Source organism: Paenibacillus sp. FSL E2-0151 (genome assembly GCF_037993015.1).
Classification (GTDB): Bacteria; Bacillota; Bacilli; order Paenibacillales; family Paenibacillaceae; genus Paenibacillus; species Paenibacillus amylolyticus.
The window spans coordinates 1,107,675-1,122,154 of record NZ_CP150308.1; the positions used below are offsets into that span (position 1 = coordinate 1,107,675).

The 14,480-nt window shown below is 47.6% G+C and carries 8 protein-coding genes; 5 read left to right on the forward strand and 3 right to left on the reverse strand.

From position 1 onward, the window contains the following. Positions 1-24: 24 nt before the first annotated feature. The 5 genes from MHI55_RS05100 (at position 25) to MHI55_RS05120 (ending at position 11,345) form a co-directional block, all read left to right on the forward strand. Positions 25-4,995, forward strand: coding sequence for a DUF4132 domain-containing protein (locus MHI55_RS05100; RefSeq protein ID WP_340389139.1), 4,971 nt, complete (start codon positions 25-27; stop codon positions 4,993-4,995). 661 nt (positions 4,996-5,656) lie between these two features. Beyond that, complete coding sequence (locus MHI55_RS05105) at positions 5,657-8,368, forward strand: glycoside hydrolase family 3 C-terminal domain-containing protein (protein ID WP_340389141.1); 2,712 nt, start codon at positions 5,657-5,659, stop codon at positions 8,366-8,368. A gap of 142 nt (positions 8,369-8,510) precedes the next feature. Further along, positions 8,511-10,082, forward strand: a complete 1,572-nt coding sequence (locus MHI55_RS05110; RefSeq protein WP_340389143.1) for a glycoside hydrolase family 30 beta sandwich domain-containing protein — start codon at positions 8,511-8,513, stop codon at positions 10,080-10,082. A gap of 154 nt (positions 10,083-10,236) precedes the next feature. Further along, positions 10,237-10,362, forward strand: a complete 126-nt coding sequence (locus tag MHI55_RS05115) for a hypothetical protein (RefSeq protein ID WP_340389145.1) — start codon at positions 10,237-10,239, stop codon at positions 10,360-10,362. Next, on the forward strand, positions 10,359-11,345 hold the full coding sequence (locus MHI55_RS05120) for a WXG100 family type VII secretion target (protein WP_036606168.1): 987 nt from the start codon (positions 10,359-10,361) through the stop codon (positions 11,343-11,345). Before MHI55_RS05115 ends, MHI55_RS05120 begins: the two co-directional genes overlap by 4 nt. 264 nt (positions 11,346-11,609) lie before the next feature. Here MHI55_RS05120 and MHI55_RS05125 read toward each other — a convergent pair whose 3' ends face one another. The 3 genes from MHI55_RS05125 to MHI55_RS05135 form a co-directional block, all read right to left on the reverse strand. Further along, a complete protein-coding gene (locus MHI55_RS05125; protein ID WP_036606169.1) occupies positions 11,610-12,398 on the reverse strand; it encodes a formate/nitrite transporter family protein in 789 nt (262 codons plus the stop codon). 337 nt (positions 12,399-12,735) lie between these two features. Beyond that, the gene (locus tag MHI55_RS05130; RefSeq protein WP_340389147.1) at positions 12,736-12,954 is read right to left on the reverse strand and encodes a hypothetical protein; all 219 of its coding nucleotides are present in this window, start codon (positions 12,952-12,954) and stop codon (positions 12,736-12,738) included. 392 nt (positions 12,955-13,346) lie between these two features. Beyond that, complete coding sequence (locus MHI55_RS05135) at positions 13,347-14,336, reverse strand: zinc-binding dehydrogenase (RefSeq protein ID WP_340389149.1); 990 nt, start codon at positions 14,334-14,336, stop codon at positions 13,347-13,349. Positions 14,337-14,480: the final 144 nt, after the last annotated feature.

The following is a 14,480-nucleotide window of genomic DNA, read 5'->3' on the forward strand; positions in this document are numbered from 1 at the left end:
AGAACGATGAAGGAGGAGAACAGGATGAATCAGGAAGAGCAAGTACAGGTGTATATGGATGGATTGCAGGAAAGAGCCAAGTCGTTAACAGGGGTACAGCTTGAGCTGGCAGGCTATGTTGTGGAGATCGCCGGGTCTACGTATTTACGTGGAGACGAAAAGATGTTTTTGAATACTGATAAGTTGCTTGAAAGGTTGGCTGCAGAAACGCAGAAACCATTATTCGAGCCACTACTGGATGTGCTCCAGCATCTGGCGAGCGAGTCATTGGTTGCACGATTCCGTTATATCGCAGAGCGTGCGACTCGTTTCCCATACAGTAACAACTATGAACGCCGCCCTTTCCGCACATCCGATCCGGAGCAGCATGTAGAACAAGTCATCCGTAAACTGATGGGATTGTTCCGTATGGAAATGAAAAATTTCTCGCTGGAAGAATATGTGTCACTTCGTGAGTACAAGCTGGATTATTTGCATGAGATCCGTTGGGTCCTGGCGGATTGTATCGCTTATGAACTGGATCATCAGGGCGGAGATATGAAGCAGGCGCTACATGATATTATCTATGGTGACAATCAGACGGCGTTGTTAACCCATGAAATGATCAAAGGTATATTCATGAGCGATCAGGCGGATGCCTATCAGATGGTGGGTGAGCTGCTCGTTGCAGCAAGGTTGCAAGAAGGGCTGCGCCAAAGCATTGTGGAGCGGATGGATGAAGGGACACTTGAAGCCTATATTTACATATTAAAAATCATTATCGACAACAACCTGATTCGTTTCAGTTCCGTGGTAAGAGCGCTTGCCGTATGGACGGGGATCGGTATAGAAGCAGCCAACCAGCGTGTTGCCGCACAGTTGATTGAACAGGCCTATCAGGCGCTTGTGCAACCAGAAGTACGCGAGGCCTGGCAGCAGGAAGCTAACGCCAACAAACTCTTTATCAGTCTGTGGGCGACAGCGGTCATTGAAGAAAATGAATTGAAGAGCAAGATAATCGAAATTATGGAACAAGGTCAGTTATATCAGAAGATTGTTGCCCAATATGTACTGGCTAACAGCCAGAACAGGGAGCTTCGTTTGGACATTGCACGTCGTTATCTGGAGGCGCAGGATACCGAGTTGATGCACTGGATTGTGACCAACTATGATGCGATGTATATGTACAACTGGAGTTTCGAGAATGGAGAGAATCAGCGTAGCGTCTACGTGTGGCCATTGCCTGCTCTTGGAGATAAGGGCTTGCGGCGTCAGGATTTTGATCGGTTCAAACAGATGCTGGCTGCCATTCCAAAAGGAGGGTCAGGTGGACCATCGGGTGTACTTGAGTATGTTCACTACCGGATTGATACGGATGATGTAGTCAAGAAAATGTTATATTTGGCCGCTTATGATATGGACCCGGAATGGATCGGGGAGGTCATCGCAATCAAGGACCGTTTAAGCCCGGAACTGCGCGGAGAACTGTTGTCCCAGTTTGTTCAGCATCCCGATAATGAGGTGCAAAGACAGTTTGTGTTTGAGAGTTTGTCTGATAAAAGCATCAGTAATCGGGAGAGTGCACTCGCCAAAGCGAAGCTGCTCACGTTGACGGTGGATGAGATGAAACAGATGGAGGCGTTGATGAAGCTCAAAACAGGCTCACTTCGTCAGAAGGTCATTCATGTATTGTTACTGCAACCCGTGGACCAATTGGAGGTCTCGCTGAAGCGACTTTTGCAGGCCAAGAGTGAGCTGCAGCGCTTGGGTGCGCTAGAATTATTGACCGAGATTGCGGCAGATCCAGAGCGGATAGATCAGCAGGAGCAATTGCAGCCATTGGCGCAGCTGATTGAGACACCCACTGCCAAGGAACAGAAACTACTGGATAAGCTGACTGATCAGGGGAGACGTTACACAGTTTCTAATGGATTTGGTCTATTTGATCCGAAGCGACGTGAGCCATTGCTGGATGAGAAGCGTGATCTCAAGGGCCATAATCCGAAGGATATCTTTACACTCTCTCTGGATAAGACCAGACCATTTCTGGAGGGACTTAGTGAATTAGTGCATGAACACAGGGATTATGAGTATCAAGTGGAATACTACGCTGGCTATAAAGACACATTGTTAGTCGGAGCGAGTCTTCGCTCCAAGGTTCCATATGGAGAGCGGAATGAAATGAAGCAGATGGAACAGTTCCCGCTTCATGACGTATGGGAGAACTATATTCAACATGCCGAGTTCAACAGTGTGGAACTGATGCAGCTATACATGGCTATACAGCTCGGGGAGTTCAATGGCAATTTGAGCGACCATTACAGTTATTTCCGTGAGCAGTATGACTATGACGAATTGCAGAAGATTCCGTTATTGGAAGGCTGGCGCAAGTCGTTTGCCGAACGGATCTATCCTCTGGATGACATCGAAAAGCTGCAGCAGATGCTGGATTCGTTAACGTATAAGGATCAGGTAGTGGCACTGATATCGGCGGCATTTCAGGATAGCGATCCGATCGACACGTTTGAAATAGCTGAGAAAACCTGGGCCTCCATCATCGCAAGTATGCCTGCTGATCGACTCGAAAAAGAGTCAGGCATGCTTCATATTCTGACTGGACCTTGGAATTATGTAGTTCGTGGCAAAATCCATGACGATAACAGCTTCAAACGTTTCTTCCAGACAGCTTACCAGTTCACCAGTCTTGTAGAGAGTAGTCAACCGCTGTCTTTGCTGTCACTTGAAGATTTCCTGCGTGCGTACCAGTTGAACCTGATTGATGATCAAGAGATATATCGACAGGTGCTGGTCGGTGGGAATCGTCTGTTGTTTATTCGGGACTTAACATCCACTCGTACAGAAATGATCGAAAGTGATCCGAAGCTTGTTCAATTGCGAGATGCGGTGGTCGATCGCATTCTGGAGATTGAGCTGACCCGGGGAGAACTCTCTACAGAAGTAAGCACACTTGCCATGAAATTGGATCGAATTGAAGGCATGGAACACTGGGTACATCTGGTCTCGGCGATGGATCAGGATACATTTGTCCGTGGATATATCTATAGTTATGGAGACAACACAACACGTAAAGAGACGTTTAGCTATTTAATTCAGAATTGTCATCCACGGGATGGAGAAGATGAGAAGCGTCTTGGGGAGTTGCTCCATAAGTATCCGGTGAATGAGAAAAAATTGCTGGAAGCAGCCATGTACGCCCCGCAGTGGATGGAGATTGTAGCGAAACATCTGGGATGGGAAGGTCTACGCAGTGCAGCCTGGTACTTCCATGCCCATATTAATGAACGCTTTACTGCCGAGAAAGAAACCATCGTGGCCCACTATTCTCCAATCTCACCACAGGACTTTAATGAAGGTGCGTTTGATATCGCATGGTTTGAAGAAGCCTATGCTGCTGTCGGAGAGGAACGATTCAATCTGTTATACGATTGTGCCAAGTACATTTCCGGGGGATCTAACCACCGCAGATCCCAATTGTTCGCAGATGCTGCACTGGGCAAGCTTCGATTGGACGATATGCGTGAGTCCGTGTCAGACAAGCGAAACAAGGATCATTTGTTAACCTACAGTTTGATTCCATTCGCTGTAAATCGTGAACAGGATCTGCGTGAGCGATACGACTTCATTCAGAAGTTTCTGATGCAGAGCAAACAATTCGGAGCGCAACGCCGTGCCAGTGAAGGTGTGGCATCGCAGATTGCACTGGGCAATCTTGCTCGTAATGCAGGTTATGCCGATGTTACGCGGCTGATGTGGGACATGGAAGCACGTAAGTTGGATGAGATGAAATCCTTCTTTGAACCTCATGCATTGGATGCTGACACGACGGCACAATTGGTCATTGATGAGGAAGGCCAACCCGAGATGGTTATCGTTAGTAAAGGTAAGACACTCAAATCTGTACCTGCCCGGTTCAAAAAAGATGGATATATCGCTGAACTGAAAGAGCTGAAATCGGATCTGGTGGATCAGTATCGCCGGGCACGACAGGAGCTGGAACGTTCGATGACTGCTGGAACATCCTTTACACGTCAGGAAATTGCCAGTCTGATGCAAAATCCGGTTATACAACCGCTGGTAAGAACACTTGTATTCCAGTCAGGTGACAAGACGGGAAGATTCGATGTATTATCCAATGGTTTGGTTGCACCAGGACCGGAGGGTACGGTCCATGCACTAGCGGAACAGGATCAACTGTTGATTGCTCATCCGCTTCATCTGTATCAGAGCGGAAGCTGGAGTGAATTCCAGCGGGATCTGTTCACCCGTCAGGAGCGTCAGCCGTTCAAGCAGGTATTCCGTGAGCTGTATCTTCCTAACGAGGACGAATTGGCTAATGGTACGGTGTCCCGCCGATATGCGGGGTATCAGATTCAACCGAAAAAAGCAGTAGCTCTGCTTAAAGGACGCCAATGGACTGTCAGTTATGAGGAAGGTCTGCAGAAGGTAAGCTATGAGCATAATCTGATCGCGAATCTCTATGCCATGGCAGATTGGTTCTCACCAGCAGATACCGAAGCACCTACCTTGGAGACGGTGCAGTTCTACGATCGCAAGAGCTACAAACCTGTAGCGCTGCAAGATGTGCCGCTGACGTTCTTCTCGGAAGTTATGCGTGATATCGATCTGGTGGTCAGCGTTGCACATGTGGGAGGCGTAGATCCGGAAGCCAGCCTGACAACCATCGAGATGCGTCACGTCATTGTGAACGAGTCGTTGCGTCTGCTGAAGATCGACAATGTACGTCTGGACGGGAATTACGCACGAATTGATGGTGAATTGGGTGAGTATGCTGTTCATCTGGGGAGTGGTAATGTGTTTAAACAAGCCACAGGTGCACTTCATATTGTTCCGGTGCACAGTCAGCATCGGGGTCGAATCTTCCTGCCATTCCTCGATGAAGATCCGAGAACAGCTGAGATTCTGTCCAAGGTGATGTTGCTCGCCGAAGATAAAAAGATCAAGGACCCGCAGATTCTTGCACAGTTACAGAATTAGAAGTGAACGAACTAGAATTGAACCGCCCCGTGGGGCGGTTTTTTTATTTGTTACTCCGATTTTCAAAGTAACTTCAAATCTCAATATAACGAGTGTAGAACAAGAATCATGGACGGAGTGAACAATATGGAGCAATTCCAACATAAAGGCAGCTGAAGAACCTGTTAAAAGGGACCTCAGTTGCTTTTATATTTTTGGATATTTCAATGGACCGGATTAATTCCGTTTTCAAATAGACTTAGGACCCAGAGTGTGTCGACATATTCCTTAATCTGATAATTAATTGCATTAATTGGTTGATCGGGAGTGGGTCGAACCGACTGTTTTTAAAAGTAAAGAATTTGTTCGAAAGTAGTTACGGAAATGTAAATAATTCGTTTTCTTGTTTTGTTATCTGAATTATTGATATGGTGATTCCAAAGAACTAGGCTTATTCTAAACGGTCATTTACCAAATTTAAGGGGATGTAATTCATGATCATGTCGGCTATCGTTAGGAAGCGAAATCTGCTGACTTGCTTGCAGGCTGCAGTTTCAGAAGCCATGTGCAGGACGACCTGAATGCTTGAAAGACTGGGATCAAGCCAGTTCGCATTCCCTTGTATACATGTATTCAACATGTGCACAAGAAAAATGATCAAGAGAGAAGGAGAACTTACAACATGAACAGAAGACTCAATCTGATTTTCCTCAAACGATGGTTTATGTTATTAATCATCGTGGCGGTTGCGGCTATGCCGCTGCACGCCTTCGCCGCGGAGGCGGAATCTGGGGTCAATCGGCCTTGGATGAACAAATCCTTGTCTGCGGAGGAACGTACTGAGCTGCTGCTCAAGGAGATGACGCTGGAGGAGAAAGTTGGATTCGTAACCGGTAAAGTAAATAACTATTATGGTTTCTATAATGATGGATTGGAGCGCCTCGGCATTCCGGCATTACAGATGGCAGATGGACCCGCAGGAGTACGTGTGGCTAACCCGGATGTGCAGGACAAAAAGTCCACGGCATTGCCTGCACCCATCGCGCTTGCCGCTTCCTGGGATACCAATCTGGCCAAGAAATATGGCGATCTGATCGGTCAGGAAGCACATGATACAACACATAATGTAGTGCTCGGCCCTGGGCTGGATATTGCACGTACACCATGGGGTTCCCGGAACTTCGAATCTCTCGGGGAAGATCCGCTACTGGCTTCCGGCATGGGTGCAGCGTATGTGAACGGGATTCAAAGTAATCCAGTTATCGCTACAGCGAAACACTATATCCTGAACAACCAGGAGACGGAACGTTTCACGACCAATGCAACAGCCAGCGAACGTGCCATTCAGGAAGTCTATGCACGTCCGTTCCAGGCGATGGTTGAAAAAGCGGATCTTGGTTCAGCAATGTGTTCATTTAACCAGGTGAACGGTACATATGCTTGTGAGAACAAGGAGATGCTGACCAATGTCCTTCGGGATCAGTTTGGCTTCGAAGGGTTTGTCATGAGTGACTACGGTGCAAACTTCAGCACAGCCAAGTCCGCCAATGCGGGTCTGGATCTGGAGACACCGGGAGAGCCTTACGGCAAATGGGGAGACAAATTGCTGAAAGCCGTGAACAATGGCGAAGTCAGCGAGCAAACCATTGATGAGAAGGTTAGACGCATTTTGCTTCAAATGTTCGATAAAGGGCTGTTCGATAACCCTGTAACGAATACACAAATCAATGCCAAGAAAGACGGCAAACAGGCACGTAAAATTGCAGAAGAGAGCATGGTTCTTTTGCAAAACAACGATAATGTGCTGCCGCTGTCCAAGAAAAACGTGAAATCCATCGCTGTCATCGGACCGGATGCAGATAACGCATCTGCTGCTGGTGGAGGTAGCAGTCTGGTTAATCCGACGTATACCGTAAGTCCGCTGCAAGGCATTCGTAACAGAGCTGGTAACGGTGTGGATGTAAAATATGCTGCCGGAACTGATCCTATCTCCGCAGGAGATGCATTTAATGGACCGTCCGCCGTACCTTCTACTCTTTTATCACCAGCGGATGTTCAGGAAAGTGAAAGAGACTATGGTACAGATCGTGCGGAATACGGTCTGCGTGCTGAATACTGGACGAATAAAGATATGGAGGGTAACCCTTCTCTGGTCCGTACAGATAATCAGGTCAACATGAATCTTGGATTCTACAACTATGAAGGTTTTAACGCACAATCTTCCAAGCTTCCAGTGACACCAACGAAGTTCAATGCCAAAATGTCCGCTCGTTGGACAGGAGCAATTACGGCGCCTCAAACGGGTGAATATAAACTGTCCCTGACCAGTCTCGGTTCTGCGAAACTGTATGTGGATGATGAGTTACTCGTAGACAATCAAGGTGAAACATTGAGTACAACAAAGAAAGAAATCACATTCAAAGAAGGCGAGTCCCACAATATTCGAATTGAGTATCGTACGGATTTCCCGGTACAGACCAATCATGATATGGGTGCACAGGTTCGTTTTGGCTGGGAAGCTCCAGAAGACGCTGTGGATATCAAAATGCAAAAAGCAGTTGATCTGGCGAAAAAATCCGATGTTGCCGTCGTGGTAACTCGTACGTATGACAGTGAAGGTTACGTCGACCGTTCCGACCTGGAGCTGCCGAATAACCAGGAGCAGCTGATCCGCAAGGTAGCAGCAGCCAATCCAAAAACGATCGTGGTGCAAATGAGTGGTCGTGCTGTTGAAATGGATTCCTGGCAAAAAGAAGTGCCATCCATCGTTCAGGCTTGGTATGCAGGTCAGGAACAAGGTAATGCAGTGGCACGTGTGCTGTTCGGCGATGTGAATCCATCCGGTAAGTTGCCGGTGACGTTCCCATCAGATGATTCCCAAACTCCGGTATCCACTGCGGAACAATTCCCGGGTGTGAATGGGGTGGGCAACTACTCCGAAGGTATCTTTGTAGGGTATAAAGGATATGACAAAGAAGGCATGACACCGGCGTTTGCCTTTGGACACGGACTGTCGTATACCGATTTTAATTATCGTAATCTGCATGTGAAAAACACAGGCAAAGGCGACAAAGCAACCGTAGAAGTATCCCTGAACTTACGTAACACCGGTAAAGTTTCCGGTGCAGAAGTGGTACAGGTCTATGTTGGCAATCTGCCAACTAAAGTTGAAACTCCGGAGAAACAACTTGCTGGCTGGGCGAAGGTTGATCTGAAAGCAGGCAAGCAACAACGGGTCAACATTCAACTGGATCGCAGCGCATTGTCCTACTGGGATGAAACATCCCATGAATGGGTAATGCCTAAGGGTAAAGTCCAAGTGTATGTTGGCAGTGCATCGGATGATATCCGTCTGACAGGCAGTGTGAATATCGGAAGCAAGTCCGGTAAATAAAAGTTCAATAAGGGAGATTGGAAGGTTGTTCTCCCAGTGAAGTTATTTCGTTAAATGCAGTTTGTTCTACTTCATATAGATTAGGAAAATGAGTCGTGGCCTAGTGGCCGCGGCTTTTTCCACAATGGAAGGAGAGTGAAGCATGATAAACATAGGTTGGCGAGAATATCTCAAACGATGGATGATCCTGTTGATCGCTGCTGTTTGTTTTGTCGGTGTAGGAATCTGGCTTATCTTCAACCGAAGTGAACAACCCGCTCCGCCACCGGTTGTGGACAAACAGAGAACGGCCGAAGTCTGGTTAACCACGGGAGATCAGCACAATCTGCTTGCACGACAGAAGCCCATTCCAATTACTGATCACCATGATGCAGACACAAGTTCTTCAGTTTCTTCAACGCAGGGGCCAGACATTTCTTCGTCGGCGTTCACCATACAGATTGACCCGGACAAGACGTATCAGACCATGGATGGTTTTGGCGCAGCGATGACGGGTTCATCGGCACATCTGATCAACGAGCTCCCAGAGGAACAACAAGAGCAACTGCTGAAGGAACTGTTTACAACAGAAGGGCTGAACATGGATATGGTGCGTCATACGATTGGTGCCTCCGATTATTCGGTAGATGAAACAGGTGTGGCTTCGAGTTATACCTATGATGATATCGAGTCTGGCAAGGACTATGACATGGAATCCTTTTCGATCGAAAAGGATCAGGAAGTTGTGAACATGCTGGAGCGTGTAGCTGATTTGAAACCGGATCTTAACGTACTGGGCACACCGTGGACGGCTCCGGCCTGGATGAAGTATGGGGAGAAGACCACGAACGGTTGGTATCTGGATTACAACGATCCTCAGGTGTATGAAGCGTACGCGAGATATTTTGTGAAATATATCAAAGCTTATCAGACAAAGGGCATTCCCATCTACGGGATCACGTTGCAAAATGAACCGGAGTTCACCTCGGACAAATATCCGAGTATGAGTATGGGAGCTGAAGAACAAGCGATGTTCATTCAGGATTATCTCGGCCCGGCTCTACAGGATGCGGGACTGGACACGCGAATCATTGCGTATGATCATAACTGGGATCAGGCAGTTGAATATACCAACAAGGTGCTTGGTGATGAGCAGGCTGCTGCTTATATCGATGGATCTGCTTTCCACTGTTATGCAGGTGATCCATCTGCCATGTCGGAAGTGCATGAGCGCTTCCCAGACAAAAATATCTATTTTACCGAATGTAGTGGTGGGGAGTGGAGTCCTGATTTTGGCGAGAATCTGAGCTGGCAGATGTCCAATCTCATCATTGGTGCACCTCGCAACTGGGCAAAAAATGTGCTGCTCTGGAACATCGCACTCGATCCGCAAGGTGGACCTACGAATGGTGGCTGTGAGAACTGTCGTGGGGTTGTGACGATTGACCCGGACAGTGATGAAATCACTAGAAACGTCGAGTATTATGTGTTAGGCCACATCAGCCGTTATGTACGTCCGGGAGCTGTGAGAGTTGCTTCCACGCAAGAACAGGGCAAGATCGAGAACGTAACCTTCCGCAATCCGGATGGAACGATGGTGCTGGTTGCAGCTAACACGGGTGAGGCAGAAGTTTCCTTTGATGTAGTCATGAGCGGAGATTCGTTTCGATATATACTGCCTTCCCAATCGGCAGCAACCTTCCGTTGGAAGCCAAAAACGGGGGTAGAACGTTGACTCAAGCTTGGAAATTATGGGTACAGATTGAATGATGAACATGATAAAATAAACGTAGAGTTATTTCAAATTTGATGTATTAAACAAGTCCGATCCCAGGATCGGGCTTTTACATAACCTTTTACTTTTAATAGAGAAGGAGCATACGTCGGACATGTTAGTCGTTGAATATCGGGAACAGGATCATGACAAGTTGGTCGAGATCTGGGAGAGTGCTGTTCGGGCAACACATTGGTTAACCACGGGATATAATGACCAGGATGAGGAGTGTGCAGGATGACACAGATCAAGGTGACACCGGAACAACTGGAGACGGTCAGTGGGCAGTTCGCTCAGGCACATCAGCAATTATCGGGCTTCATGTCCACATTGGACGGTAAGATGAGTGTCATGCGCAGCAACTGGGATGGCATGGAGCGTGAGCGTTTTTATAACGATTATTCAACGGCTCAAGGCACGATGAAATCTGTTCTGGAACTGGTTCTGTCCATTCAGTCGGAGCTTAAGAAGATTGCCGAGCGTTTCCGCACGACAGATGAAGAGGCGGTGAGCCAGGCAATCATGACGGCGCTGACCGCAGCGCGGGCGCTATCAACCATGGGCAAAAATAAAGGCGATGATCTGGACAAAACGCCAGGTCCACCAAAGAACATGGATGAATGGGATGAGAAGGATGCCGAGAAATACCAGAACTATGAGGAAATGCTGAAGAAAGCCAAAGAGATGGGTGACGAAGAACTGGCGCAGCAGATTCAGGCCAGTATGAACATCATTCGGCTTCAGTATGAAGATGTAATCTATCAGACTGACCCCAATACTGGCAAGACGGTAAAAATAACCGAGGATTCCATCGTAGGTACGTATCAGGTGAAAAGCGACAAGGGCGAAACGACCACCATCAGTCTGGATAAACAGGGCAATGTGGTGGACTATAGCAAGGATACGGAAAAATATAGGTATTCGGAGCAAACGCACACGACCAGTCAAGGCGAGCATCTCTTTGGCAAAGCAGCACAAACGGCTACAGCCTACGGGATTGGTCTGCTGCTCACAAGCAAGACGGGCTCTGCCTTTACAGAACATGCCACTGGACTTGGTTCTTCCTTCGTTGCGGACAAGTTCCTGTTCTCTGTGCCGGAAGAAGGCGAGACACGTACGATGATCTACCGTACCAATAAGGATACGGGCAAAATAGAGAATATGATCGTGGTCACGCGCGGCGACAACGATATTGAATATACTCCGTGGCGGGAGTACTTCTAAGCCACGGATGGGGTTGGCAAGCGGGCAACACAGGGCTACCTGATTGCGGCCTGCTTGCTGACCCACCGCATGGAGCCATGTGGTTGTGTATCACATGGCTATGCGTGTGGAGGGTAGGCGGCTTATCCGTGAGCCTGCCTATAGAGAAACACCCCGGCAACCTTTTCCCTGAGATGGGAAGGTTGCCGGGGTGTTTTGGTTTTTCCTTACCGATTAGCCAAGGTCGAAGGACAGGGCCGGAAGGGAGTCTTTTTTTGCCAGAGATTAATGCGTCTCTTCATCCAGAAACGGTTTGTTCACCGCATAATACATGAAGCCCATCAGCAACACACCGCCCACGAGATTACCCAAAGTCACGGGAACCAGGTTGTGGATCACACCTTCAATTGAGATCGTCCCCGGATGGTTCAGCACGAGTGCAATCGCGAACGTACACATATTGGCGATGCTGTGCTCGTATCCCGAGATGAAGAAGCAGAACACAAAGAGCATCATGGCAAACATTTTGGCTCCATTCTCCTTCATGAACATCGGAACAAAGAACGCCATACACACAAGCCAGTTACACAGGATTCCCCGGAAAAAGAGCTGCATGGTTGGAACTTCCATCTTGTGTTCTACCACGCTTAATAGAAAACCATTCACCTGAGACGAATCGAACAATCCGGTCAGGTAGATTAACAAGGCAAACACGGCTGCACCCATCAGGTTACCGCTATAACTCGCAATCCACAGTTTGATCACTTCGAACCAGCGCAGTTTCTTGCGCAGCGCCGCATACGTGTAATAAAACGTATTGCCCGTGAACAGGTCACCCCCGCCATAGGCGATCAGAATGATGGCCGCGCCAAACGTAATTGCCGCCATCGGATAGGTAAACGGGGACTGCTCCATATAAAAGAAGTTACCTGTCTTAAACGCCACGATGACGCCGAATCCGATAAACATACTGGCCAGCATGGAGCGTGCAAGGTACCTGATTAAACTTTGTTTGTAAATCTTGTGTTTCTTCAGAGCTAGTTGTTCCACGTTGCGTAAAGCTTCCGTTTCCATAATTCTCCTCCAATAGCATGGTGTCTTGCTTACCATTATAACGAAATTATGGAAATTGGGGAGGGTAAACTTGGTTTATTGATTATTACTTCCTTGTTTCGAATGCAGTACCCGCATTGCAGAAGAGCCAAAATCAGGGTCGGATTGAAGCGCTTCTAACGCAGATGCTGCACCACTAACTTGTTGATGTGCAACAAGAATAGCAAAGGCCGCTCCTCTGACTAATATGTTTTCTTCACCACTGATTTCGTTAAAATCAGGGTGTTCATTGTTGTTATTATGATTGATTCATATCAGACATGTCAGACATATCCTACCGTTCACCTCCAGAGTTATATTATGGCTTGGGCGGAAGCAGGATGGGACGGGCAGCCAAGGCTTCTTCCACAATCTGTTCAGGTTTCAGGTCTCCATCATCCCAGAAAATCAGATTACTGATCTCTGCATGTGGAACCTGCTGCTGTAGCTCCGTCAACATGTCATCCAACTCGGCTTCCGTTCCTTCAGAGTCCATCAGTTTGCGAACCAATTCGACCAAATGTAATGGATTGTCCATATCGATACCTCCTGAATGATTCATAGCGTGAACAAACTAGTCTTTCATGGGCTGATTCAATGGATCATACGTAATGAGCGCCGGAAAAAAATTGGGCTCAAGCATCAGACTAATGCGTTGTTCGTCTTGATCAGTATAAGAAATGATATAGTTTCCGAAATGAGACTCGTAGATGAAGTCTTGGAATTGAAAGGAATGTTCGGGATACTTTATCTTCACATATAACGTAGTAACTCCTCGGGCTAAGGTTTCTTTTAACATAGGAATTTGGGCCACAATGATAATAGCAATAAGGACAATTAGTATACGTTTAGCGAGACGGGTCAGATGGATTCACCCCATTATCTAAATCAAGTTTCAACAATTCATGAAGGCCCATCTTAAAATAGATATCACTCCATAAGGATAGCCAGATTACCAAATTGCTCGCCTTTTTCCATACGTTCGAACGCTTTCGCTGCGTCCTGTAACGGATATACGCCATCAATTACAGGGTGTATGTCATGTTGCTCCATCCATTGCAGCATCTGGATAAACTCCTCACGGCTGCCCATAGAGGTGCCGATCAGACTGATCTGCGGGAAGAAGATAGAGCGAATGGGTAGGGTCAGATCATCCCCCGAACTTGCACCATACATCACGATACGTCCACCTGGTCTGATTATATCAAAATATTTTGGGAACATGGCTTGTCCGATGCTATCCAAGATGATGTCCACAGGTTCCAGATCGTTCTGCGTACTCCAATCGGCATGACTATCCAATGCATGGGTAGCACCCAAGCGCAGTGCCTCATTTCTTTTGGCTTCACTTCTGGAGGTGACGGTCACCGTGGCACCAGCCGCTACTGCCATGAGCAGGGCATAGGTTGCAACACCACCGCCAATACCGGGAATGAGCACATGTTCACCTTTCTTCAATACACCGCGAGTGAATAAGGCGCGATAGGCCGTCAGCGCTGAAAGGGGCAATACGCCTGCTTCCTCCCAGGATAGGTGGGCTGGCTTAGGCAGGGCATTTTCAGCAGGCAACGTTATATATTGAGCCAGTGTTCCATCCGTAGGGCCACCAACAATATCGGGTACGGTCGGCACTTCAGATGCATGTTCCCAACCGAGTGTAGGATGGATAATGACTTCATCTCCTATCGCGAACCCTCTTACGCTTTCGCCAATCGCTACGACAATACCTGCTCCATCGGAACCGGGAACGAGCGGGGTGTCCTGGGTTCCTCGTCCTGCCATGATGAATAGATCCCGATGGTTGATTCCAGCGGATTTTAATTGAATCTGCACTTCCCGGGCTTCTGGTGCCCGAGAGATTGACTCTGTATATTGAAGACCTGCAAGGCCGCTCTGGGCCGAATGGACAATAGCTTTCATGTTCAATATTCCTCCTGTCTGTGTAGCTAGATTTCACTACTGAGCCTCATTGTACAGACGGAGCAGATTCACGTAAAATGAACAAAAATGATTGTCAGTATCATTAAAAATAATAGATAAGCACTTTGCATGAATCGGATGATG

Excerpts from the sequence above, each read along its gene's own strand:
- MHI55_RS05100 (WP_340389139.1), top strand. The coding sequence starts at position 25 with ATGAATCAGGAAGAGCAAGTACAGGTGTATATGGATGGATTGCAGGAA.
- MHI55_RS05105 (WP_340389141.1), top strand. The coding sequence starts at position 5,657 with ATGAACAGAAGACTCAATCTGATTTTCCTCAAACGATGGTTTATGTTA.
- MHI55_RS05110 (WP_340389143.1), top strand. The coding sequence starts at position 8,511 with ATGATAAACATAGGTTGGCGAGAATATCTCAAACGATGGATGATCCTG.
- MHI55_RS05115 (WP_340389145.1), top strand. The coding sequence starts at position 10,237 with ATGTTAGTCGTTGAATATCGGGAACAGGATCATGACAAGTTGGTCGAG.
- MHI55_RS05120 (WP_036606168.1), top strand. The coding sequence starts at position 10,359 with ATGACACAGATCAAGGTGACACCGGAACAACTGGAGACGGTCAGTGGG.
- MHI55_RS05125 (WP_036606169.1), bottom strand. The coding sequence starts at position 12,398 with ATGGAAACGGAAGCTTTACGCAACGTGGAACAACTAGCTCTGAAGAAA.
- MHI55_RS05130 (WP_340389147.1), bottom strand. The coding sequence starts at position 12,954 with ATGGACAATCCATTACATTTGGTCGAATTGGTTCGCAAACTGATGGAC.
- MHI55_RS05135 (WP_340389149.1), bottom strand. The coding sequence starts at position 14,336 with ATGAAAGCTATTGTCCATTCGGCCCAGAGCGGCCTTGCAGGTCTTCAA.